This window comes from Streptomyces sp. NPDC057136 (genome assembly GCF_042670885.1).
In the GTDB taxonomy this organism is placed as follows: Bacteria; Actinomycetota; Actinomycetes; order Streptomycetales; family Streptomycetaceae; genus Streptomyces.
This window is the reverse complement of record NZ_JBHUUV010000062.1, coordinates 1-20,609: the sequence shown is the minus strand read 5'-3', so window position 1 is coordinate 20,609 and position 20,609 is coordinate 1. Positions and strand designations below refer to the sequence as shown.

The following is a 20,609-nucleotide window of genomic DNA, read 5'->3' as shown; positions in this document are numbered from 1 at the left end:
CATGCACCATGAGCCGCTCAGAACAGCCCGGTCAGCCCAGCCACTCCGGACAGTCCAGCCACTCCGGACAGTCCGGTACGGGACGCCGCCGGCCGCCGACGATCCACGACGTGGCACGTGAGGCCGGCCTGTCCCGGGGCACGGTCTCGCGGGTACTCAACGGCGGTCACAACGTCAGCCCTACCGCCCTGGACGCGGTCAACGCCGCGATCCGCAAGACCGGGTACACCGTGAACCGGCATGCCCGCTCGCTCATCACCGGCCGGTCCGACTCGGTGGCGTTCCTGCTGACCGAGCCCCAGGAGCGGTTCTTCGAGGACCCCAATTTCAATGTGCTGCTGCGCGGCTGCACCACCGCGCTGGCCGCGCACGACATTCCGCTGCTCCTGATGATCGCGGGCACGGACGCGGAGCGCCGCAGGAACATGCGGTACATCGCGGGTCATGTGGACGGCGTCCTGCTGGTCTCCAGCCACTCCGGGGACCCGGTCTCCGCCCAGTTGCACGAGGCGGGGGTCCCGCTGGTGGCCTGCGGGAAGCCGCTCGGGCACGGCTCGAAGGTCAGCTATGTGGCGGCGGCCGACCGCGACGGCGCCCGCGACATGGTGCGGTTCCTGTACGAGTCGGGGCGCCGCCGCATCGGTACGGTGAGCGGCCCCCTGGACACCCCGGGCGGGGTGGAACGGCTCGCGGGCTACCGGGAGATGATCGCCGACTGCGGACTGCCGGCCGACGACTCGCTGATCGTCCCGGGCGACTACAGCCGGGCGGGCGGTCAGGCCGCCGCCTCGCTGCTCCTGGAGCGCGCCCCCGATGTGGACGCGGTGTTCGTGGCGTCCGACCTGATGGCTCAGGGGGTGCTCGCGGCGATGGAGAAGGCGGGGCGGCGGGTGCCGGAGGATGTCGCAGTCGGCGGCTTCGACGACTCCCCCGCGGCGCTCGCCTCCCGCCCTGCGCTGACGACGATCCGGCAGCCGTGGGACCGGATCAGCGCCGAGATGGTACGGGTGCTGCTGGCCCAGATCGGCGGGGAGGACCCGGCGGCGGTGATACTCCCCACGGAACTGGTGCGGCGCGAATCGGCGTAGGACCTGGGCCTTACACGGGCTGCACGGGTTACGCGCCCAGCGGCGCGTAGTCCGTGTAGCCCTTCGCGTCCCCGCCGAAGAAGGTGGCGACGTCCGGGGTGTTGAAGGGGCCACCGGCCTTCAGCCGGGCCGGCAGGTCCGGGTTGGCGAGGAACAGCGCACCGTAAGAAATGATGTCCGCGATTCCGTCGTCGATCACCGTGTGGTCCTCGGGACCGGTCGGACCCTCGGTCAGCGCGTTGAGGACGAAGGTGCCGGTGAACTGCTTGCGCAGCGCGAGCGTCAGTTCGCGGATCTCCACACCCTCCAGCACGTGCAGATAGGCGAGCCCGAGCGGCTCGATCTCACGGACCAGCGCGGTGTAGACGGCGTCCGGCGCGGGCTCCTCGATGCCGTTGTACGGGTTGGAGGGCGAGATGCGCAGCGCGGTCCGCTCCGCGCCGATCTCGGCGGCGACGGCCTTGACCACCTCGACGGCGAAGCGGATGCGGGCCTCCTCGGAGCCGCCCCAGGCGTCCTCGCGCAGGTTGGTGTTGGGCGCGAGGAACTGGTGGATCAGATAGCCGTTGGCCCCGTGCAGTTCGACGCCGTCGAAACCGGCCTCCACCGCGTTGCGCGCGGCGGTGGCGAAGTCCGCGATCGTGGCACGTACTTCGGCATCGGTCAGCTCATGGGGCTCCACGAAGTCCTTCGGACCCTCGTGGGTGTAGACCTGGCCGGGGGCGGCGACCGGGGACGGCCCCACCGGCACCAGCCCGTCCGACAGCAGCACCGGGTGGCCGATCCGGCCCGCGTGCATGATCTGGGCGAAAATCCGGCCGCCCGCCGCGTGCACGGAGTCGGTGACCTTGCGCCAGGAGGCGACCTGCTCGGCGCTGTGCAGACCCGGGGTGGAGGGGTAGCCCTGGCCCACGACCGAGGGCTGGATGCCCTCGGTGATGATGAGCCCGGCCGAGGCGCGCTGCGTGTAGTACTCGTTGACGAGATCGGTGGCCGTGCCGCCTTCGCCGGCCCGGCTGCGGGTCATCGGCGCCATGGCGATCCGGTTGGCGAGCTGCGTACCGGCGAGGTCGATGGGGTCGAACACGGTGGTCATAAAAGCTCCCAGGAATATGTGGCCGACCAATATTAGGTCGGCCAAGTAATCGCTCTGCCGCCACTGTAGCGCAATGCTTGGTCGACCAAGGTAAAGTTTCCGGTAAGTGGCCGGGAACGACACGGACCGGCCGGGCAGCACCCCGAGCACCACCCCCGAGGAGTCCCGATGAAGGCCGATTCCGCAGCCGCCGCAGACCCCGCCTGTACGGAGGGCCTGCTGCCCGAGGCCGCCCGCGGCGGCCCGGTCAGCCATGCCCTCTCACGGGTCGCACGGCTGCACCGGATCGCGGCGGGCAAGCTGCTCAAGGGGCTCGGCCTCTACCCGGGCCAGGAGCATCTGATGATGCACCTGTGGGACTCCGGGGCCGTACGCCAGTCGGACCTGATCAGGGCCATGGACCTCGACCCGTCGACGGTCACGAAGATGCTCCAGCGTCTGGAACAGACGGGGCACGTCCGCCGCCGCCCCGACCCGGACGACCGCCGGGCCGTCCTGGTCGAGGCGACGGACGGCAGCTGCACCCTGCTCTCGAACGTACGGGCCGCATGGGCGAGCCTGGAGGAGCACACGCTCGTGGGACTGGACCCTGCCGAGCGCACGGAGCTGGCCCGGCTGCTTGGCAAGGTCGAGGAGAACCTCTGCCAGGAGACCGCCAACTGCCCCGAGCGCTCTTAGGGCCTGCCCAGCGGATCATGGCCCGGGCCACGGCGGACAGGCCCTAGGGCCTGTCCGGGGGGCCCTCTCCCTCCTCAGCCGCCCAGGACATCCAGCGCCCGGTCCACATCCGCCTCGGTGTTGTAGAGGTGGAAGGCCGCCCGCAGATTCCCGGCCCGGTCCGAGACCATGATCCCGGCCTTCGCCAACTCCGGTGTACGTGCGCCGAGTCGGGGCACGGCGACGATCGCCGATGTGCCGGGCACGGGCTCGTGGCCGAGCGCCACGAGGCCACTGCGGAAGCGGGCGGCGAGCCCTGTGGCGTGGGCGTACAGGGCATCCGTGCCGATCTCCGCCAGCAGCGCGAGGGAGTGCTCGGCCCCGTGGAACGCGAGGAACGCGGGCGGTTCGTCGAAGGCACGGGCGGTGGAGGCGAGCCGCTCGACCGGGCCGTACGTGCTGTTCCACCGGTCCTCGGCGGAGACCCAGCCCGCGAAGAGCGGCGGCAGAGTCGCCTGCGCCTCCTCGGTCACGGTGAGGAAGGACGCGCCCCGGGGGCAGAGGAGGAACTTGAAGCCGCCGGTGACGGTGTAGTCGTAGGCCCCGGCGTCCAGCGGGAACCAGCCCGCCGACTGGGACGCGTCGAGCAGGGTCCGGGCGCCGTGCGCGGCGGCCGCCGACCGGATGGCGTCGAGGTCGGCGACGCGGCCGTCGGCGGACTGGACGCCGGAGAAGGCGACGAGGCCGGTCTCCGGCCCCACCGCGTCGGCCAGCCCGTCCAGCGGGACGTACCGCATCCGCAGGTCGCCGCGGAGCGCGAACGGGCTGACCACGGAGCTGAACTCACCCTCGGGCGCGAGGACTTCGGCCCCGGGCTTCAGGGAGGCCGCGACCAGTCCGACATGGACGGTGACCGAACCGCCGGTGGCGACCCGGTCGGGGCCGACCCCGGCGAGCCGGGCGAAACCGGCCCGCGCCGCGTCCACCGCGTCGAAGCTGCCGGCTCCGCCGCGCGTACCTGCGGCGTTCTCGTCGGCGAGGACCTTGACGGCCTCCACCGTACGGCGGGGCAGCAGCCCGCAACTGGACGTGTTGAGGTAGGTGGTCTCCGGCGCGAACTCGGCGGCTGCCGCTTGGCTGAGCGTGGTCGTCTGCATACGTCCAGCCTGGGTGCCCCTCAACTCATAGTCAATTACCAATAGTTAAGGGGTGCACCCAAGGACTGCTTATGTATGCCGCCATCGAGCGGGACGCTCAGGCGGAGACTCCGGGCTGCGGGACCTCACAGGAACCGTCCGCGTCGCAGGCCGCCGCGTCGTCGCCGATCGTGGTGAGCGCGGAGACGGGGCGGTCCTTCCACGCCTGCTCCAGCGCCTGGAGGAACACCTCGGACGGCTGGCCGCCGGAGATCCCGTACCGCCGGTCGAGCACGAAGAACGGCACACCGTTGGCACCCAGCTCGGACGCCTCGCGCTCGTCGGCCCTGACCTCGTCCGCGTACGCGCCGGCGTCGGCGAGCACCGCGCGGACCTCGTCCTGGTCGAGCCCCGCCTCGACGGCGAGCTCCACGAGTACGTCGGCGTCGAACACCGAGCGCTCCTCGGCGAAGTTCGCCCGGTAGGCGAGGCTCAGCAGCTCGTCCTGGCGGCCGCGCGCCTTGGCCAGGTGGAGCAGCCGGTGGATGTCGAAGGTGTTGCCGTGGTCGCGCCCCTCGGTGCGGTAGCCCAGCCCCTCGGCCTGCGCGTTGGCCGCGACGTTGGCCTCCATGGCCTGCGCCTCTTCACGGGTACGCCCGTACTTCTGGGCCAGCATGTCGATCACCTGCGCGGTGTCACCCTTGGCCCGCCCCGGGTCGAGCTCGAAGGAACGGTGCACCACCTCGACCTCGTCGCGGTGCGCGAACTCGGCCAGGCCCTTCTCGAAGCGGGCCTTCCCGATGTAGCACCACGGGCAGGCGATGTCGCTCCAGATCTCGACGCGCATGACTCTTCTTCTCTCCAGGATCTCGGCACTACGGATGTGCACCACGGAGGTACCCTCCGCTATCCCCGTTCAACGTTCAACGGCTCTGGCTGATTCCCGGCCTATTCCCCACGTCGAAGCAGAGCACCAGATGGCTGCCGGCGCGCGGCCCGTCCGGATCGGGGGTCCAGCCCTGGCGGGCGTAGAACGCCTGGGCGCGGGTGTTGTGCACGAAGACCTCCAGCCGCGCGGTGCGGACACCGGCGCGCTGCCAGGCGTCGGTGCAGGCGGTATGGAGGGCGGTGCCGATTCCCGTACGCCAGTGGGAGGGCGAGACATGGAGCTGGGTGAGGTCCATGACTCCGTCGCGCACGGCGAAGGCCGCTATGCCGGCGAGTGTTCCGCCCTGCTCGGCGCAGAGAACGGTGACATCGGAACGTCCGATGGCACGCGCCCAGCCGTCCCGGCTACGGCCGACCTCGGCCGCCCCCTCGTACTCCTCGGCGGGAAGGTGGTCGCGGTAGTACGTCGCACGGGCCTCGGTGTGCAGTCGGACGATGGCGTCGAGGTCGGCCGGCGTGGCGGTTCTGATCATGGTGGAAGGGACGCCCCGTTTCAGTTCGCGGTTGCCGCGGTGGGCAGCCTGCTGAACGAGGCCCGGTAGGCACTCGGGGTGAGGCCGAGGCGGCGCTGGATGTGCTGGCGCAGGGAGTCGGCGGTGCCGAGGCCGCTGGCGCGGGCGACCTGGTCCATGGGAAGGGCGGTGGTCTCCAGGAGCTCGCGGGCCCGTTCGGTTCGCTGGTGGAGGAGCCACTGGAGCGGGCTGCGTCCGGTCTCGGCATGGAAGCGGCGGGAGAGGGTTCGCACGGAGACGCCCGCGTTGCGGGCGAGGTCGGTGAGGGTGAGCGGTTCGTCGAGGTGCTGCATCACCCAGGCGCGGGTGCAGGCGAGGGAGACGCCGCGTTCGGCCGGCAGCGGGGTGTCGGTGAACTGGGTCTGTCCGCCGGGGCGCACGGGTGCGACGAGGGCGAGACGGGCCACGGTGTTGGCGACGGCGGCGCCGTAGTCGGTACGGATGATGTGGAGGCACATGTCGATGCCTGCCGCGTATCCGGACGAGGTGAGGACCGGGCCGTCCTGGACGAACAGGACGTCCTTCTGGAGCTCGACGGCGGGGAAGCGGTCGCCGAGTTCCCCGGTGTACGTCCAGTACGTGGTGGCGGCCCGGCCTTCGAGCAGACCGGCTTCGGCGAGGGTGAAGGAGCCGGTGCAGATGGAGGCAAGGCGCTTGCCTTCGTCGGCGGCCCGGCGCAGGGCGGTGAGAATGCGCGGGTCGGGTTCCTCGCGGGAACCCGCCCCCGCGACGACCACGGTGTCGGCGGTCCCGACGGCTTCCAGACCCAGGGGTACGTGCACATCGAGGCCGCCGGTGGTACGGACGGGGCCCGGATCCATCGTGCAGATGACGGTCTCGTATCCCGGTGCGCCGTCCACCTCGACCTTGCTGAACAGCATCTCGGGGATGGCGATGTTGAACATCGACACGGGCGGCGTCGCGATCACAGCCACACGGTGCGCACGGAACATGGCCGGAACCTCCGGAGCTATGGCATTCAGGCCACTACTGTAAGCCGGGATCGACAGCCAGGCTGGGGGCATGCCACGACAGGACATCACCCAAGCACCCGGTCCCGCCGCACCGTTGCTCCCGGTCCGGGACAGTCCTTCCGCCTCCGCGCCCTCCCCCACCCCGGCACTCGTCGCCTCATTGCTCGGCTTCGCGCTGATCACCCTGGACGTGTCGGTGGTGAACGTGGCGCTTCCGTCGATGGCATCCGCCCTCGGCGGTGGCATGTCGGGGATGCAGTGGGTCGTCGACGCGTACACGATCGCCTTCGCCGCGCTGCTGCTGTCGACGGGGGCGTTCTCGGACCGGATCGGTGCGACCCGGGCGTACGCCGTGGGGATCGCCCTGTTCACCGCGGCATCCATGGCGTGCGGACTGGCCCCGAACCTCCCGGCGCTGATCGGGTTCCGGGTGGTGCAGGGCATCGCGGCCGCCGTGGTGCTGCCGACGACGCTGGCGCTGGTGCGGCAGGCGTACACCGATCCCGCCGACCGCGCCCGTGCGGTGTCCCTGTGGGCGGCGGGCGGTACGACGGCGGTGGCGCTGGGTCCGGTCGCGGGCGGGGCGTTGACGACGGTCTGGGACTGGCGGGCCGTCTTCTTCATCAACCTGCCGCTGGGACTCGTCGCCCTGGCGCTGACGTTCCGCGTCCCGCGTTCGGCCCGCCGTCCCGCACCGCTGGATCTGCCGGGCCAGCTGACCGCCGTACTCGCCCTGTCCGCGCTGGCGTTCGCAGTGATCGAGGACGGACCGGTCGCCCTGGTGGCGCTGGGCGTCGCGGTCGTGGGGCTGGCCGCGTTCGTACGCATCGAGGCGCGGCATGCCCATCCGGTCGTACCGATGAAGCTGTTCCGCAACCGGACGGTGGCGGTTGCGGTGGCCTCCGGGTCGGCGATCAGCGTCGCCTTCTACGGACTGCTCTTCGTCTTCGGTCTCTACTTCCAGCAGGTGCGCGACCAGTCGGCGCTCGCGGCGGGCCTGATGTTCCTCCCGATGACCGGGCTGCTCGTGGTCGTGAACGTCCTGTCGGGCAGGCTGGCGAACCGGTACGGGCCGCGGCTGCCCATGCTCATCGGCCAACTGGTGTCGGTGGGCGGACTGTTGCTGCTCCTGCTGATCGACGCGGAGACGCCGCTGTGGCTGGCCTCCGTACTACTGGCGCCGCTGGCGCTGGGTTCGGGTCTGGCCCTGCCGCCGCTGACCGCGGCCATGATGGAGGCCGTGCCGACGGAGCGGGCGGGAATCGCCGCCGGGGTGCTGAACGCCGCCCGCCAGGTATCGGGCGGGCTGGGCGTGGCGGCGTTCGGCGCGCTGATCGCGGACGGATTCGAGGCCGGTCTGCGGACGACCCTGGTGATCTGCCTGGTACTGCTCACCCTGACCACTCTGGCGACGACCCGGCTGGCACGCGGCGCGGCGGCCGGGCCGGACAGGCCCTAGACCTCGGACTCCGCTGCCGGAATCCTGACGGCCGGCCCTTCTTGCTGCTGCGGCAGTTCGCGCCGCTTACGGACCGGGGAGAGAAGGACCGGCAGGAAGGCCGTGGCCAGGAAGGCGCCTCCCACCCAGAGTGTCGTGTGCACGCCCGCCAGTTCGCCGGTCACACCGGCCACGGCGGCGCCGACGGCGAGTGCGCCGGTGAGCAGGAAGCGGAAGGTGGCGTTCATGCGTCCGAGGAGCGCGGTGGGTGTCATCCGCTGGCGCAGGCTCACGCCGAGCACATTGGTCATACCCGTCTTGAACATGGTCAGCAGCCAGCCGGCCCCTGCCACCCAAAGCCAGGGGCCGCGGTCGACGAGCGGTACGAGCAGTCCCGCGGGAGCCATGTACAGACCGACGAGGCCGAGGGCACGGCCGTAGCCGAGGTGCCTGGCGAAGAAGCCGGCGCAGCGGGCACCCAGGAGAAGGCCGACGCCTCCCGCTGCCCAGAACAGGCCCAGTACACCCTCCGGAAAGCCGAGTTCGCGGACGAACAGCACCGGGAGCATGGTGTTGAGGATCTGGGAGCCGAGGTTGGCGCAGGCCGAGGTGAGCGCGAGGGCCCGTAGCTCCTTGTTGCCGAAGACGTGCCGCAGCCCCTCGGCGATCTGCGGCCCCAGCCTGGCGGCCTGCCCGGGCGCGGGTGGGGGCGGGGGCGCGGTGCGATGGATGGCGGTGAGCCGAACAGCCGAGATCAGATAGCTCACGGCTGTGGACGCCACGGCAACCGGTGCCGTCAGCAGCTGGACGAGCCCGCCGCCCGCACCGCGTCCGACCACGGTGCCGGCGGCGATGAGCGTATTCACGGCGGCATTCGCCTGGACGAGGTCGGCGCGGCCGACCAGTTGCGGCAGCACGCTCTGCGCGCCGACGTCGGCGAAAACGGTGGCGCAGCCGTGCAGCAGGACGACCATGTACAGCTGCTGAAGCGTGAGCGCGTCGAGCCACCAGGCCAGCGGGATGGAGGCGAACAGCCCCGCTCGCGCCAGATCCGCGGCGATCAGCACCCGGCGCTGACGCATCCGGTCCATCCATGCCCCGGCGGGCAGACCGATGAGGAGGAAGGCGACGGTGCTCAGCGTGGCAAGTGCCCCGACCTGGCCGGGACTCGCGTCGAGAGCGGACACCGCGATGAGCGGTACCGCGACGTAACCGATGTTGGTCCCGAGCTGGCCGAACGAGGTCGCGGCGAACAGTGCTCGGAAGTCGGAGATCCGCCAGGGGGAGTTGGGTTTCATGATCCGTTCATCCGGTGCTTGATCCGATGCTTCGCGGTGCGGCGGCCTCGGCTCCGCCGGCCGGGTCTGCGGGCTTGTGGCTGCGGGTCAGACCGACGCCGATGAGCACAACGGCCAAGCCCGTGATGACGCGGGCGCTCAGCTGCTCGCCGAGGACGACGGCCCCCAGGACCACCGAGACGACCGGCAGCAGATAGCCGACGGTGGCGGCGGCGGTGGGGCCCTCCTCGGCGATGAGCCGGGAGTTCAGGTGGAACGTGACACCCGTGCCGAGGATGCCCAGCACGGCGACGGCGATCACCGCGGTGAGCGTCGTGTCCGCCGGAACCGGGGGGCCTGCGGGAAGAGCGAGTGTGGTCAGGCCCGTCGCGGCCATGAGCTGGGCCGCCGAGAGGGCGAGCGGGCCGGTTTCCCGCCCGATGAGGTGGCGGGCCATATAGGCGAAGGCGACGGCGTAACTCAGGGCAGCGGCAAGGAGGAGCAGTGCGCCCCAGCTGGTCAGACCGCTCTGCTGCCAGGGGGCGAAGATGAGCAGCACTCCTGCGAAGCCGAGGAGGAGGCCGGCCAGGCGGACCGGGCGCCAGCCACGCTCCGTACCGAGTACGAGACCAATGCCCAGGGACCACAGGGGAGTTGTCGCGTTGAGAACGCCGGCTACGCCGGAATCGACGGTCTGCTCGCCGACGCTGAAGAGAAAGAACGGCAGGGCATTGCAGAGGAACGCCGCCACGACGAGGTGGCCCCATGTCCTGCGGTCGCGCGGGAATCGCTGACGGGCCGAGCAGGCGAGCACCAGAAGGACGGCCGCGCCGAGCGCGCAGCGGATGACTGTGATGTGGAGCGGGGGCAGGCCGCCGTTCAGGGCGATCTTGATCCAGAGAAAGCCCGATCCCCACAGCAGGGCGAGGAGAGCCATGCGGATGAGGGCGCCTCGTTGGCCACTGAGCACTGTTCGCCTCCTGACGGGGGGTCCGGATTTGTACAGTGCCTGGGTGCCCGCCGTAAGACAAGCGAAAAAGTTTGCATGCAGCATTAAGCTGTTCTACATGCTTGATATGCGGCGCATGCAGATCCTGCGAGCGGTGATCACCAGCGGGTCGGTCACCGCTGCGGCACGGAACCTCGGGTACACGCCCTCGGCGGTCAGCCAGCAGATGGCGACGCTGGAGAAGGAGGCCGGGATCACCCTCCTCGAACGGACCGGACGGGGCGTGCGGCCGACGGATGCCGGGCGGCTGCTCAACGAGTACGCGACCGTCATCGGCAATCACGTCGCCGAGGCGGAGACCGCACTGGCCGACCTGCGGGCCGGGCGCACGGGGCGGGTCGTGGTCCGCTACTTCGCCACGGCCGGGGCCACCCTGGTGGCCCCGGCGCTGGCGCGGCTCCGCCGCGAACAGCCCGGCGTACAGGTCGACCTGAGGATGAGCGATCCCGAGGACCCGCTGCCGGAAGTGAAGGAAGGCCGGGCCGACATGGCCCTGGTGGTCCGGCCGCGGGACCAACTGTCCGTCGACGGCATCCGGTTCGTGCCCCTGCTCGACGACAGGTATCTCGCCGTACTGCCCGAGGGACACCGGCTCGCCGCGAAACCGGAGATCGAGCTGACCGACCTCGCCGACGAGGCGTGGATCAGCAGCGATCGGCCGGGCCCCTGCCTGGACCCCGTGCTCGATGCCTGCGCCTCGGCCGGCTTCAGCCCTGGTTTCGTGGTGGAGAGCGAGGACCATGCCACGGCGCAGGCGTTCGTCGCCGCCGGGCTCGGCATCGCCCTGATCCCGGAACTGGGGCTCGGCAACCGCCACCCCGCCGTGGCCGTACGCAAGGTCCGTGCCCCGGAGCCGGTCAGGTCGATCTATGCGGCGGTAAGGGAGTCGGCACCGGCCGGACAGCCCGCACTGCGCGCACTGCTCGACGCGCTGCGGACCGCGGCGGCCGCTGCGACCGACCGCGACAGGGCCTAGCGGCCCTGGGACGCGTTGGCACCGGCGCGCCGGCGGTACTGGCCGGGGGCCACCCCGTACTGCCGTTTGAACGCCTTGGCGAAGGCGAACTCCGAGGTGTAGCCACACCGTTCGGCGACCGAGCGCAGGGTCGAGTCGTCGGAACGCAGCAGGCGGCCCGCCGTCGTCATCCGCCACCAGGTGAGGTAGGCGAGCGGCGGCTCACCGACGAGCGCGGTGAACCGGCGGGCGAAGGCGGCGCGGGACAGGCCGGCCGCCGCGCCCAGTTCCTCGACGTTCCACGGGTGGGACGGGTCGTCATGGATGGCGCTCAGGGCCACCGAGACCGCCGGGTCGGAGAGCGCCGCCGACCACCCCGTCGACTGCCCGGCGGCGTGCGTGTCGAGCCACCACGTGCGCAGGATGTACAGCAGCAACGTGTCGAGAAGCGCGGGCACGATGGCATCGGATCCGGGCTGGGGGTGCTGGAGTTCGGCGCCGAGCAGATCGATGGCGGCGCGCAGCGACGGATGGCTGCCGACCTGGGCCGGCAGATGAACCACGTCGGGCAGCCCGGTGAGGAGCGGATGCGCCCGGGCGCGGTTCAACTGGTAGGCACCACAGAGGAGTTGAGCGGACACTGCGGACCCGCCGTCGGACGGCGGGTCCGCGGCGGTGGGCCAGGTGCCGTCCGGGCCGGGCGCGACATCGGTCAGGGGCGTCGCGGGATCGTCGGCAAGGGCGTGCCCGCGACCGTGCGCCAAGAACACGACGTCGCCGACACCGAGGTGTACGGGAGCGGCGTCACCGGGCGGGATCAGCCAGGCCGATCCCTGGAGCACCACGTGGAATCCGGCGCCTTCCGAGGCGGCGAAGCGCATGCCCCAGGGTGCGTACGTGCGGCGGCGCGAGGAGTGCGGCCTGCCGGCGCGCATGGCGGCGATCACGTCACTGAGGACATCCATGACGCCACCGTATCCAGTCCTTCGGTGCCGGGAGACGATCTGACATGAACGGGCGCTTCTGAGACATGGATCGTCTCACCACCCCTTCCTACGGTTGACCCCATGACCAATACACATGTTTCCACCCCCACGACCACCAACGCCGTGCTCTTCCACGAGCCGGGCAGCCCCGACGTCCTCAGCGTCGAAGAAGTGCCGCTCGCCGCACCCGGCCCCGATGAGCTGCTCCTCCGCGTGGAGGCCATCGGCCTCAACCGCGCCGAGGCACTCTTCCGCGCGGGCACCTACTTCTACCGGCCGACGCTGCCCGCCTCCCGCAACGGCTACGAGGCAGCAGGAGTGGTCGAGGCCGTCGGCTCGGCCGTGACCGGCTTCGCACCCGGCGACCCGGTGCTGGCGACGTCGGGCAGCCTCCACCTCAGCACCCACGGCATCTACGCCGAGCGCGTGGTGCTCCCCGCCACGACCGTCCTGCACCGCCCCGAGGGAGTGGCGGCGGTGACTGCCGCCGCTGCCTGGCTGACGTACTCCACCGCCTACGGCGCCCTGCTCGAGAAGGGCGGCCTGCGGCCCGGCGACCATGTCCTGATCACCGGCGCATCCAGCGGCGTCGGGACCGCGGCCCTCCAGGTGGCGAACCGGATCGGTGCGATTCCGATCGCCACCACCCGTACCGCCGCCAAGAAGCAGCAACTCCTCGACGCGGGCGCCGCCCATGTGATCACGACGGACGACGAGGACGTCGTCAAGGAGGTCGGCCGGATCACGGGCGGAACGGGGGCCGCGATCATCTTCGATGCGATCGGCGGCCCGGGACTCGCCACGCTGGGCGAGGCTGCCGCGCCCGACGGCACGATCATCGTGTACGGCTGGCTCGACGCCCGTCCCGCCGAGCTGCCGACCAACTGGCCGCTGACCGTGATCGGTTACAACAACATCGCCCTCACAAGCGACCCGGGCGGCAGGCACCGGGCCGCACACTTCATCGCGTCGGGCCTGCGCAGCGATGCGTTCGCCCCGGTGGTGGGCGCGACGTTCGACGGCCTGGAACGGATGGCGGACGCCCACCGGCTGATGGAGTCCAACGCCCACACCGGCAAGATCGTGGTGACGGTCCGGCACTGACGCACTGCACCGGCCGGGAGCCGCTCGCCGCGCGGGTCGCGCCGTGCCCTCTCCCGTTCAGGCGTAGCTGAGGATCATGCTCGCGCCGGTGAGCAGTGCCCCGTACTGGAGGAACAGGGCCCAGGCACGCGCCTGGGCGAAAGGCAGCCGTGCGCGGGGGCCAGGCGGATGCCGCCACGCCGACGTGTCCTTACGAAGCGATCTCTGTTCGCTCGTCCCAATGAGTGGCCGTGTCGTCGCGGGGCGCTGGGCGGCCTATCAGTCAAAGCCACACGTACGGCATGAGCGCTTTCAGCCACACCCAGGCCCCTGGGTCTCCCGATCGTACGAAGGACCGGAATCAACCCGCCAACAAGGTAAGGAGCGCTTCAGTTGGCGAGTTGAGTGTTGTGGTCGGCGAGCGAGCTGATCTCGCCCCCTACACGCAAGCTCTCGCCGCCCGAATCGACCGAGACGCCGCAGCCCAGCCCACCCGGGGTCATGGCGCATGAGCACACAAGGCTCACGTGTCGGGGTGTCGTTAAGGCTCCGCGTCAGGACGGGGCGAGGACGCAGAACTCGTGGCCCTCCGGGTCGGCCAGGCACCTCCACGGGACGTCGCCCTGGCCGAGGTCGATGTCGGTGGCGCCGAGGGCCCGCAGCCGGGCCACCTCCGCCTCTTGATCGTCACCGGGGTACGGCAGCAGGTCAATATGAACGCGGTCTGGCACGGCCTTCCCGCCGGGAGTGCGGAGGAACTCGAGATACGGGCCGACACCCTTGGCGGAGCGCAACACTGCATGATCGTCAGTCACCTCGTGCAGGGTCCAGTCCATCGCCTCGCCCCAGAACCGGGCCATGGCCCGCGGATCCGCGCAGTCGACCACCACCGCGGCGATCGGCCCGGTGTCCCGGTAGATCTCCCGAGGCTCCAGCACGCAGAACTCGTTGCCCTCCGGGTCGGCGAGGACCGTCCACGGCACTTCGCCCTGGCCCACGTGGGCGGGCGTCGCACCCAGAGCCTGGAGCCGCCCGACCAACTCCGCCTGGTGGGCCGCAGAGGTGGTGGCGAGATCGAGGTGCACACGGTTCTTTGTTGTCGTCTTGGGTTCCGGGACGGTAACGACGTCGACGCAGACGGCGACCGGGTCCGGCCAAACGAAGCCGCCGACGGGTTCAACGTTGGTCACGCCGGGTCCCTCGCTGGAAACACCCCAGCCGAGCGCCTCCGCCCAGAACCGGCCGACCGCCGAGTCATCAAGAGCCTTTATGTTCACGTTAACCGGTCGCAGTGCCATGCCGGCGATCCTATGCACTCTGCAACAGCATCCGCAGGTACCGCCGCCAAACAGAGATCAACTCGCTCAAGCCGCAATGCTCAGCTCGCCGACTGGAGCGCTCAGCCCCGCCAGGTCAACTGCTCACTCGCCAGATGAACGCGCTGGCTCCAAGGCCGTTTCGGCTCAGGATCCGTCCCGGCCCCGGAGGCGTAGCCGCGCGCCCAAGCCGTTCATCGTCCCGGGGTGACGATGAATCCCGAGCCAGATCATGTCGCTCCTGCCCCGGCCCGGATCACCCCGGCCGACCGGGCGGGGGGGCTGCCGCCCATATCCGGTGGGTCGAGGGTGGTGCGGGCGTCTGCCGCGAGGCATCGCCACTCGCCCGAAAATCAGTGGAGCCGCACTCCCGTGTGCCGCTACCGTGCTCCCGCCCGCAGTCGCCCTGTCAAGGACGTGCCGTTGTACACCAAGTGAGACCCCCCGAGCGCTGATCCGTCGCGCGTCGCACATGTGCGCCGCGCTCCTTTTCGCTGCGGTCTTCTCACTGGAACCGGTGTATTTCTGTGTCCAAAAACTGGGTGGTCGTGCCCACCTGCCTGCCGATCGTTCTCCGCCGTTGCCACAGGTGCGCCTCCGAGCGCTTCCGGGCGAACGGCAAATTCCGCGTGAACGTCCGTTCCGTACAACCCGAGCTCCTGAACCTGCTGCACCACAACGACCCCGGCCTGGCAGCCGAACTGCTCCAGGACCCGGTCGCACGGCGCCGCGACGTGGGCGGCTCGGGTCAAACCGAGCGGCCGGCCTGGCAGTCGCCGTACGGTCCGCCGCCGCACCGGGCGCACCGCGGCAGGTGGGCGCCTGTGCCGGTGTTGGCCAGGTCTCGGTCCGCTTTGCGGCGCGGATACCTGTGCGGCCGGTGCGACTGATCGCCGAAGGTTTCGGCTTTTCGCGAGCCGAGGTCGAGAGACTGCTCGCCGAGGGGAACCTCGTGTCGGCAGTCCGCCTGAGCGGCAAGCTCTCGGGCGACTTCACCTTCATGCTCAGGCGCTGAGTCCTTCCGGCCCGGGGCCTGTCCGGCAGTATCCGATCCGCCGGACAGGCCCTAGGTGTGGTCTGGGCCGACCCTCTCGCCCCGGACGCCGAGCCGGAGAGCTCCCCGGGCTTGGCAGCAGTTGACGACCGCTGTGCCCGCCCACTCCTGGACGTGGGTCGTACCTTCGCCTCCGCGCAGAAGCCGGAGAAACCTGCAGACAGCGAGACGCAGGAAACCCCGTGTGCCAACTGAAGCGCTAACCGGTGCCAACTCAAGTGCGCAAGTGCCAACTGAGGCGCTGAGCCTCAGGGCTGCTACTCGGTACGTGTGAGTACGGAGTACTCACTCTCTATTCGCGGTGCCCGTCCACGCGGCGGGGCAGGCCCAGCGGGTTGGACTCGCGGAGTTCCGGCGGCAGCAGCGCGTCCGGGGTCGTCTGGTACGTGACCGGGCGCAGCCAGCGTTCGATCGCCGTCGCGCCGACCGAGGTGGAGGTGGAGGTGGTCGCCGGGTACGGACCGCCGTGGTGCTGGGCGGGGGCGACGGCGACGCCGGTCGACCAGCCGTTGACCAGGACGCGGCCGGCCAGCGGGGTGAGCGCGGCGAGGAGCCGTGCGGCGCTGTCGTCGGTCTCCTCGGTGGCCGTCTGGAGCGTGGCGGTGAGGTTGCCCGGGAGGCGGGAGAGGACCGCGGTGATCTCGTCCTCGGTCTCGTAGCGTGCGACGACGGTGACCGGGCCGAAGCACTCCTCCAGCAGGGCGTCGTGCGGGCCGTCGGCGGTCAGCCGCTGCGCCGGTACGGTCAGGAAGCCCGGGGCGACGGTGTGTTCGCTGCCCGCGCCGGGGGTGACGGGGGCCGTCACGTCCGGGAGTTCGGCCCGTTCCCGTACGCCCGCGACGAAGGCGTCACGCATGCGCTGGTCGAGCATGACCGCGGACGCGCTGTCGCTGACCACATCGGTCAAGGACTTCAGCAGCTGGTCGCCCGTCCCGCCCGCCGGTACGAGGACGAAGCCGGGCTTCGTGCAGAACTGGCCCGCGCCCATGGTCATCGAGCCCGCGAGCCCGGCCCCGATCTGCTCACCGCGCTCGGCCGCGGCGGCTTCGGTGACGACCACGGGGTTCAGGGAGCCGAGCTCGCCGTGGAACGGGATCGGGGTGGGCCGGGCCGCCGCCGCGTCGAACAGAGCGCGTCCGCCGCGGATCGAGCCGGTGAAGCCGGCCGCTGCGACGAGCGGGTGCCTGACCAGCGCGACGCCCGCCTCGAAGCCGTGCACCAGGTTCACCACGTCCTCGGGCAGGCCGTTCTGCGCGGCGGCCCGGCGCAGTACGGAGGCGCAGAGTTCGGAGGTGGCGGGGTGGTCGGGGTGCGCCTTGACGACGACGGGGCAGCCCGCGGCGAGCGCGCTGGCGGTGTCGCCGCCGGGGACGGAGAAGGCGAGCGGGAAGTTGCTGGCCGCGTAGACGGCGACGACGCCGAGCGGGATCTTGTAGCGGCGCAGGTCCGGCCACGGCGGGGTCCGGTTCCCGTCCTCGTGGTCGATGTGGATGTCGAGGAACGTGCCCTCGTCGACAACCTCCGCGAACGCCCTCAGCTGAGCCGCCGTGCGGGCGAGCTCACCGGTGAGCCGGGCCGGGCCGAGTGCCGTCTCGGCGTCGGCGGCCTCGATGACGTGCTCCCCGGCCTCCGCGAGAAGGTCGGCCGCGGTACGCAGGAACGCGGCGCGCACCGTGCGGTCGGCGAGCGAGCCGCGTACGGCGTGGGCGGCCCGGACCGCCCGGTCGACCTCCTCCGCTGTAGCCTCCACCGCAACCTGCTCACGCGGGTTCCCGGTTCGGGGGTCGACGCTCCAGACTGGTGCTGCTGCCACCGTATTTCCTTCCCGCTCCTCTACCGCACAACCAGGAGTTGTTCGGTATTCTGAACAGCGTTCCTGATCGTGAACTTATTGGGGACTCTATTTCCGGGCGATCAGTGTTGGCAAGAAGTCGCAGGGTTTTGCCGTGAAGGTTGGAAGGGGCGTAGGGCATGTCGGTTGCCGAGTCTGGTGGGGCGCAGGTCAAGTCCGCGGTGCGGACGGTTGAGCTGCTCGAATACTTCGCGGGGCGGCCCGGTATGCATGCCCTGGCCTCCGTGCAGGAGGCGGTCGGTTACCCGAAGTCCAGCCTCTACATGCTGCTGCGGACGCTGGTGGAGCTCGGCTGGGTGGAGACCGACGCGACGGGCACGCGGTACGGGATCGGTGTACGGGCCCTGCTCGTCGGCACCTCGTACATCGACGGGGACGAGGTCGTGGCCGCGGCCCGGCCCACCCTGGACCGGCTCTCCGACGACACCACCGAGACCATCCACCTGGCCCGCCTCGACGGGACGAACGTCGTCTATCTCGCCACCCGGCAGTCCCAGCACTATCTGCGCCCCTTCACCCGCGTCGGCCGCCGGCTGCCCGCCCACTCCACCTCGCTGGGCAAGGCGCTGCTGGCCACCCACAGCGACGAGCAGGTCCGCAAACTGCTCCCGGAGACACTGCCCGCGCTGACCGAACACACCATCACCGACCGCGAGAAGCTCATCGAGGAGCTGAACGTCATCCGCGAGCAGGGCTACGCGGTGGACCGCGAGGAGAACACCCTCGGACTGCGCTGCTTCGGCATCGCGATCCCCTACCGGACCCCCGCGCGGGACGCGATCAGCTGCTCGGTGCCCGTCGCCCGGCTCACCCCGGGACACGAACAGATGGTCAAGGACGCCCTCTTCGACGCCCGCGACCGGCTCACCCTCGCGACCCGGAGGCTCTGACCCTTGGACGTCACGCTGCGAGAGGTGCGGGACGGGGACCTGCCGCTCTTCTTCATGTACATGAGCGACCCCGAAGCGACCCGGGTCGCGGCCTTCACCAGCAAGGACCCCACCGACCGGGCCGCGTTCGACGCCCACTGGGCGCGTATCCGCGCGGCCGAGCACATACTCATGCGCACCGTGCTCGCCGACGAAGTCGTGGTGGGCAACACCGGGGTGTACGGACCGCCGGACAACCGGCAGGTCACGTACTGGATCGACCGGCCCCACTGGGGGCGCGGTCTCGCGACCGCCGCCCTGCGCGCGCTGCTCGATCTCGTACCGGAGCGTCCGCTGCACGCACGGGCCGCCGCCGACAACCTCGGTTCGGTCCGGGTGCTGCGCAAGTGCGGATTCGTCGTGACGGGCCGGGACAGCGGCTTCGCCGAGGCGCGCGGCGAGGAAGTCGCCGAGCTGCTGCTGACCCTGGACACCTGAGCGGCATCCCGGGGGGACGCCTGAGCCGCATCCCCGGGAACGAGGGCCGTCTCCGCCGCGCGGCGGAGACGGATCGTCGCAGCGCAGGACGTGCGGGAGCGCCCGGCCGGGAAGCGTGGGTGTCATGACGAAGACACCGCTCGAACCCCGCCCCCAGTCCCCCGTCGCACCACCCGCCGGGACCGTCGCGCCGTCCGCCGGCCCCGGCCGGGCCCGCACCGCGAAGACGGGTGCCCGGGACCGTACACAGGCGGTGATCGCGGCGTACGAATCCGGTTTCATCACCCCCGGCTGACCTGCCGTTTTATCCGCCAAGGGCGCGTGAGAAAAGGGTGAGAAGGGGCACAGACGGGAACGTCCCGCCCGGCCCCGCTCGTCCCTCCAGCAGATGAACAGGACGATCAGGCGTGCGTCGGTCTTCTGTCTGCTGATGGTTCTCGCCCTGCTGGTGCGGGCGACCTGGGTGCAGGCGTACGAGGCCCGGGCGCTCGCAGACGACGAGCACAACCGGCGGAAAACCATCGCGCAGTACGCGCAGCCGCTCGGTGACATCATCGTGGCCGGTTCCCCGGTCACCGGATCGAAGGGGACGAGCGGCGGCGATCTTCAGTACAAGCGCACCTATACGCAGGGTGAGCTGTACGCGGCTGTCACCGGCTACAGCTCGCAGGCGTACGGCGCGACCCAGCTCGAAGGCATCTACAGCGATGTCCTCGACGGCACCGACGACCGGCTGAAGAACCCCGCCGATGTGATCACCGGCAAGCAGACCGCGCCGGGCAGTGTCCTGACGACGATCGACCCGGACGTCCAGAAGGCCGCCTTCGAGGCGCTGGGCGACGACAAGGGCGCGGCCGTCGCGATGGACCCGAAGACCGGCCGGATTCTGGGCATGCTCTCCTCCCCCTCGTACGACCCCTCGGACATCAGCGGGACGACGGACGGCGACGCCTGGCAGAAGCTGCTGGACGACAAGGACAAGCCGCTGGTCAACCGGGCACTGCGGCAGCCGCTCGCGCCGGGCTCGACGTTCAAGCTGGTGGTCGCGGCCGCGGCGCTGGAGGACGGTCTGTACGGCTCCGTGGACGAGCCGACGGACAGCCCCGTCCCGTACACGCTGCCCGGGACCACCACCGTCCTGAAGAACGAGAGCTCCACCGCCCCCTGCGAGAACGCCACCCTGCGCACCGCGCTCAAGTACTCCTGCAACACCGTGTTCGCCAAGGTCGCCGCGGATCTCGGCCAGGACAAGGTGAAGGCGATGGCGGACAGCTTCGGCTTCGACACCAAGGAGCTCGACGTACCGGTGCGGGCCTCGGAGAGCGTCTACCCGACCGGCATGGACAAGGCGCAGACGGCGCTGACGGGCATCGGCCAGTTCGAGGTGACGGCCACCCCGATGCAGATGGCCATGGTCTCCGCGGCCCTCGCCAACGGCGGCGAGCTCGCGGCCCCGCACATGGTCTCCCAGGTGACGGACGAGGACGGCACCACGCTGGAGGAGTTCCCGGACGGGGACACCGAGCGTGTCGTGTCCGGAACGACGGCCGAGCAGCTGCGCAGTGCGATGGTCACCGTCGTCGAGGAGGGCACCGGCACGAACGCGAGGATCGCCGGGGCCGAGGTCGGCGGCAAGACGGGCACCGCGCAGAACGGCGTGGACAACAGCAACACCCCGTACGCCTGGTTCACCTCGTACGCGAAGGACAGCTCCACCGGCAAGCAGGTCGCGGTCGCCGTGATCGTCGAGGACTCGGGCTCGGCCCGGTCCGAGGTCAGCGGCAACGGTCTTGCGGCACCGATCGCCCAGAAGATGATGAAGGCGGCGCTGGAGGGGTGAGCGGCGGCACCGGCACCGCCC

18 protein-coding genes and 2 pseudogenes are annotated in these 20,609 nt (G+C 70.7%); 10 read left to right on the top strand and 10 right to left on the bottom strand.

The genetic code is table 11. From position 1 onward, the window contains the following. Positions 1 to 8: 8 nt before the first annotated feature. Positions 9 to 1,088, top strand: coding sequence for a LacI family DNA-binding transcriptional regulator (locus tag ACFT7S_RS36915; protein ID WP_382740369.1), 1,080 nt, complete (start codon positions 9 to 11; stop codon positions 1,086 to 1,088). A 28-nt stretch (positions 1,089 to 1,116) separates the two neighbouring features. Here ACFT7S_RS36915 and ACFT7S_RS36910 read toward each other — a convergent pair whose 3' ends face one another. Further along, on the bottom strand, positions 1,117 to 2,184 hold the full coding sequence (locus ACFT7S_RS36910; protein ID WP_382740366.1) for an alkene reductase: 1,068 nt from the start codon (positions 2,182 to 2,184) through the stop codon (positions 1,117 to 1,119). 168 nt (positions 2,185 to 2,352) lie between these two features. Here ACFT7S_RS36910 and ACFT7S_RS36905 point away from each other — a divergent pair, with 168 nt between their 5' ends. Continuing rightward, a complete protein-coding gene (locus tag ACFT7S_RS36905) occupies positions 2,353 to 2,862 on the top strand; it encodes a MarR family winged helix-turn-helix transcriptional regulator (RefSeq protein ID WP_382740363.1) in 510 nt (169 codons plus the stop codon). Positions 2,863 to 2,936: 74 nt separating this feature from the next. On the opposite strand, the gene ACFT7S_RS36900 is transcribed toward ACFT7S_RS36905, so the two are convergent. The 4 genes from ACFT7S_RS36900 to ACFT7S_RS36885 all read right to left on the bottom strand — a co-directional run bounded on the left by ACFT7S_RS36900 (position 2,937) and on the right by ACFT7S_RS36885 (position 6,390). After that, complete coding sequence (locus tag ACFT7S_RS36900) at positions 2,937 to 3,998, bottom strand: aminotransferase class V-fold PLP-dependent enzyme (RefSeq protein ID WP_382740360.1); 1,062 nt, start codon at positions 3,996 to 3,998, stop codon at positions 2,937 to 2,939. Between the two features lie 97 nt (positions 3,999 to 4,095). Next, positions 4,096 to 4,824: a DsbA family oxidoreductase gene (locus tag ACFT7S_RS36895; protein ID WP_382740357.1), complete on the bottom strand. Its 729-nt coding sequence runs from the start codon at positions 4,822 to 4,824 to the stop codon at positions 4,096 to 4,098. A 76-nt stretch (positions 4,825 to 4,900) separates the two neighbouring features. Continuing rightward, positions 4,901 to 5,398: a GNAT family N-acetyltransferase gene (locus ACFT7S_RS36890; protein WP_382740355.1), complete on the bottom strand. Its 498-nt coding sequence runs from the start codon at positions 5,396 to 5,398 to the stop codon at positions 4,901 to 4,903. Positions 5,399 to 5,418: 20 nt separating this feature from the next. Beyond that, positions 5,419 to 6,390 carry a GlxA family transcriptional regulator gene (locus ACFT7S_RS36885; RefSeq protein WP_382740352.1) on the bottom strand — a complete coding sequence of 324 codons (972 nt, stop codon included), beginning with the start codon at positions 6,388 to 6,390 and terminating at the stop codon, positions 5,419 to 5,421. A 70-nt stretch (positions 6,391 to 6,460) separates the two neighbouring features. Here ACFT7S_RS36885 and ACFT7S_RS36880 point away from each other — a divergent pair, with 70 nt between their 5' ends. Next, the gene (locus tag ACFT7S_RS36880) at positions 6,461 to 7,870 is read left to right on the top strand and encodes an MFS transporter (protein ID WP_382740350.1); all 1,410 of its coding nucleotides are present in this window, start codon (positions 6,461 to 6,463) and stop codon (positions 7,868 to 7,870) included. Here ACFT7S_RS36880 and ACFT7S_RS36875 read toward each other — a convergent pair. After that, positions 7,867 to 9,147 carry an MFS transporter gene (locus ACFT7S_RS36875; protein WP_382740347.1) on the bottom strand — a complete coding sequence of 427 codons (1,281 nt, stop codon included), beginning with the start codon at positions 9,145 to 9,147 and terminating at the stop codon, positions 7,867 to 7,869. The two genes, ACFT7S_RS36880 and ACFT7S_RS36875, sit on opposite strands and share 4 nt — an antisense overlap. A 7-nt stretch (positions 9,148 to 9,154) precedes the next feature. Next, the gene (locus ACFT7S_RS36870) at positions 9,155 to 10,063 is read right to left on the bottom strand and encodes a DMT family transporter (RefSeq protein ID WP_382740345.1); all 909 of its coding nucleotides are present in this window, start codon (positions 10,061 to 10,063) and stop codon (positions 9,155 to 9,157) included. Positions 10,064 to 10,193: 130 nt separating this feature from the next. Between ACFT7S_RS36870 and ACFT7S_RS36865 the strand changes: the two genes are divergently transcribed. After that, positions 10,194 to 11,111, top strand: coding sequence for a LysR family transcriptional regulator (locus tag ACFT7S_RS36865; RefSeq protein WP_382740342.1), 918 nt, complete (start codon positions 10,194 to 10,196; stop codon positions 11,109 to 11,111). Here the strand turns inward: ACFT7S_RS36865 and ACFT7S_RS36860 are convergent. Beyond that, the gene (locus ACFT7S_RS36860) at positions 11,108 to 12,055 is read right to left on the bottom strand and encodes an AraC family transcriptional regulator (protein WP_382740339.1); all 948 of its coding nucleotides are present in this window, start codon (positions 12,053 to 12,055) and stop codon (positions 11,108 to 11,110) included. The two genes, ACFT7S_RS36865 and ACFT7S_RS36860, sit on opposite strands and share 4 nt — an antisense overlap. A gap of 102 nt (positions 12,056 to 12,157) precedes the next feature. Here ACFT7S_RS36860 and ACFT7S_RS36855 point away from each other — a divergent pair, with 102 nt between their 5' ends. Beyond that, a complete protein-coding gene (locus ACFT7S_RS36855; protein WP_382740336.1) occupies positions 12,158 to 13,180 on the top strand; it encodes a zinc-dependent alcohol dehydrogenase family protein in 1,023 nt (340 codons plus the stop codon). A 533-nt stretch (positions 13,181 to 13,713) separates the two neighbouring features. Here the strand turns inward: ACFT7S_RS36855 and ACFT7S_RS36850 are convergent. After that, positions 13,714 to 14,457 (bottom strand): VOC family protein, encoded by a 744-nt coding sequence (locus ACFT7S_RS36850; protein ID WP_382740334.1) that lies wholly within the window; start codon positions 14,455 to 14,457, stop codon positions 13,714 to 13,716. Between the two features lie 545 nt (positions 14,458 to 15,002). Here ACFT7S_RS36850 and ACFT7S_RS36845 point away from each other — a divergent pair. Then, positions 15,003 to 15,490 (top strand): annotated as a pseudogene (locus tag ACFT7S_RS36845) (DUF1062 domain-containing protein). A 331-nt stretch (positions 15,491 to 15,821) separates the two neighbouring features. Here ACFT7S_RS36845 and ACFT7S_RS36840 read toward each other — a convergent pair. Beyond that, positions 15,822 to 17,342, bottom strand: a complete 1,521-nt coding sequence (locus ACFT7S_RS36840) for an aldehyde dehydrogenase (NADP(+)) (protein ID WP_382740331.1) — start codon at positions 17,340 to 17,342, stop codon at positions 15,822 to 15,824. A gap of 158 nt (positions 17,343 to 17,500) precedes the next feature. On the opposite strand from ACFT7S_RS36840, the gene ACFT7S_RS36835 reads away from it, so the two are divergent. From ACFT7S_RS36835 to ACFT7S_RS36820, 4 genes and pseudogenes are all read left to right on the top strand, one after another. After that, positions 17,501 to 18,271, top strand: a complete 771-nt coding sequence (locus tag ACFT7S_RS36835; protein WP_382740329.1) for an IclR family transcriptional regulator — start codon at positions 17,501 to 17,503, stop codon at positions 18,269 to 18,271. Positions 18,272 to 18,274: 3 nt separating this feature from the next. Next, on the top strand, positions 18,275 to 18,748 hold the full coding sequence (locus tag ACFT7S_RS36830; protein WP_382740327.1) for a GNAT family N-acetyltransferase: 474 nt from the start codon (positions 18,275 to 18,277) through the stop codon (positions 18,746 to 18,748). 220 nt (positions 18,749 to 18,968) lie between these two features. After that, positions 18,969 to 19,043 (top strand): annotated as a pseudogene (locus tag ACFT7S_RS36825) (DNA-binding response regulator); the annotation flags it as partial. A gap of 93 nt (positions 19,044 to 19,136) precedes the next feature. Then, complete coding sequence (locus ACFT7S_RS36820) at positions 19,137 to 20,588, top strand: peptidoglycan D,D-transpeptidase FtsI family protein (RefSeq protein WP_382740324.1); 1,452 nt, start codon at positions 19,137 to 19,139, stop codon at positions 20,586 to 20,588. The last annotated feature ends 21 nt before the right edge of the window (positions 20,589 to 20,609 follow it).

Coding starts and splice junctions, on each gene's coding strand:
- ACFT7S_RS36890 (WP_382740355.1), bottom strand. CDS start 5,398: ATGATCAGAACCGCCACGCCGGCCGACCTCGACGCCATCGTCCGACTG.
- ACFT7S_RS36900 (WP_382740360.1), bottom strand. CDS start 3,998: ATGCAGACGACCACGCTCAGCCAAGCGGCAGCCGCCGAGTTCGCGCCG.
- ACFT7S_RS36895 (WP_382740357.1), bottom strand. CDS start 4,824: ATGCGCGTCGAGATCTGGAGCGACATCGCCTGCCCGTGGTGCTACATC.
- ACFT7S_RS36915 (WP_382740369.1), top strand. CDS start 9: ATGAGCCGCTCAGAACAGCCCGGTCAGCCCAGCCACTCCGGACAGTCC.
- ACFT7S_RS36860 (WP_382740339.1), bottom strand. CDS start 12,055: ATGGATGTCCTCAGTGACGTGATCGCCGCCATGCGCGCCGGCAGGCCG.
- ACFT7S_RS36880 (WP_382740350.1), top strand. CDS start 6,461: ATGCCACGACAGGACATCACCCAAGCACCCGGTCCCGCCGCACCGTTG.
- ACFT7S_RS36910 (WP_382740366.1), bottom strand. CDS start 2,184: ATGACCACCGTGTTCGACCCCATCGACCTCGCCGGTACGCAGCTCGCC.
- ACFT7S_RS36875 (WP_382740347.1), bottom strand. CDS start 9,147: ATGAAACCCAACTCCCCCTGGCGGATCTCCGACTTCCGAGCACTGTTC.
- ACFT7S_RS36855 (WP_382740336.1), top strand. CDS start 12,158: ATGACCAATACACATGTTTCCACCCCCACGACCACCAACGCCGTGCTC.
- ACFT7S_RS36870 (WP_382740345.1), bottom strand. CDS start 10,063: ATGGCTCTCCTCGCCCTGCTGTGGGGATCGGGCTTTCTCTGGATCAAG.
- ACFT7S_RS36850 (WP_382740334.1), bottom strand. CDS start 14,457: ATGGCACTGCGACCGGTTAACGTGAACATAAAGGCTCTTGATGACTCG.
- ACFT7S_RS36835 (WP_382740329.1), top strand. CDS start 17,501: ATGTCGGTTGCCGAGTCTGGTGGGGCGCAGGTCAAGTCCGCGGTGCGG.
- ACFT7S_RS36905 (WP_382740363.1), top strand. CDS start 2,353: ATGAAGGCCGATTCCGCAGCCGCCGCAGACCCCGCCTGTACGGAGGGC.
- ACFT7S_RS36865 (WP_382740342.1), top strand. CDS start 10,194: ATGCTTGATATGCGGCGCATGCAGATCCTGCGAGCGGTGATCACCAGC.
- ACFT7S_RS36820 (WP_382740324.1), top strand. CDS start 19,137: ATGAACAGGACGATCAGGCGTGCGTCGGTCTTCTGTCTGCTGATGGTT.
- ACFT7S_RS36885 (WP_382740352.1), bottom strand. CDS start 6,390: ATGTTCCGTGCGCACCGTGTGGCTGTGATCGCGACGCCGCCCGTGTCG.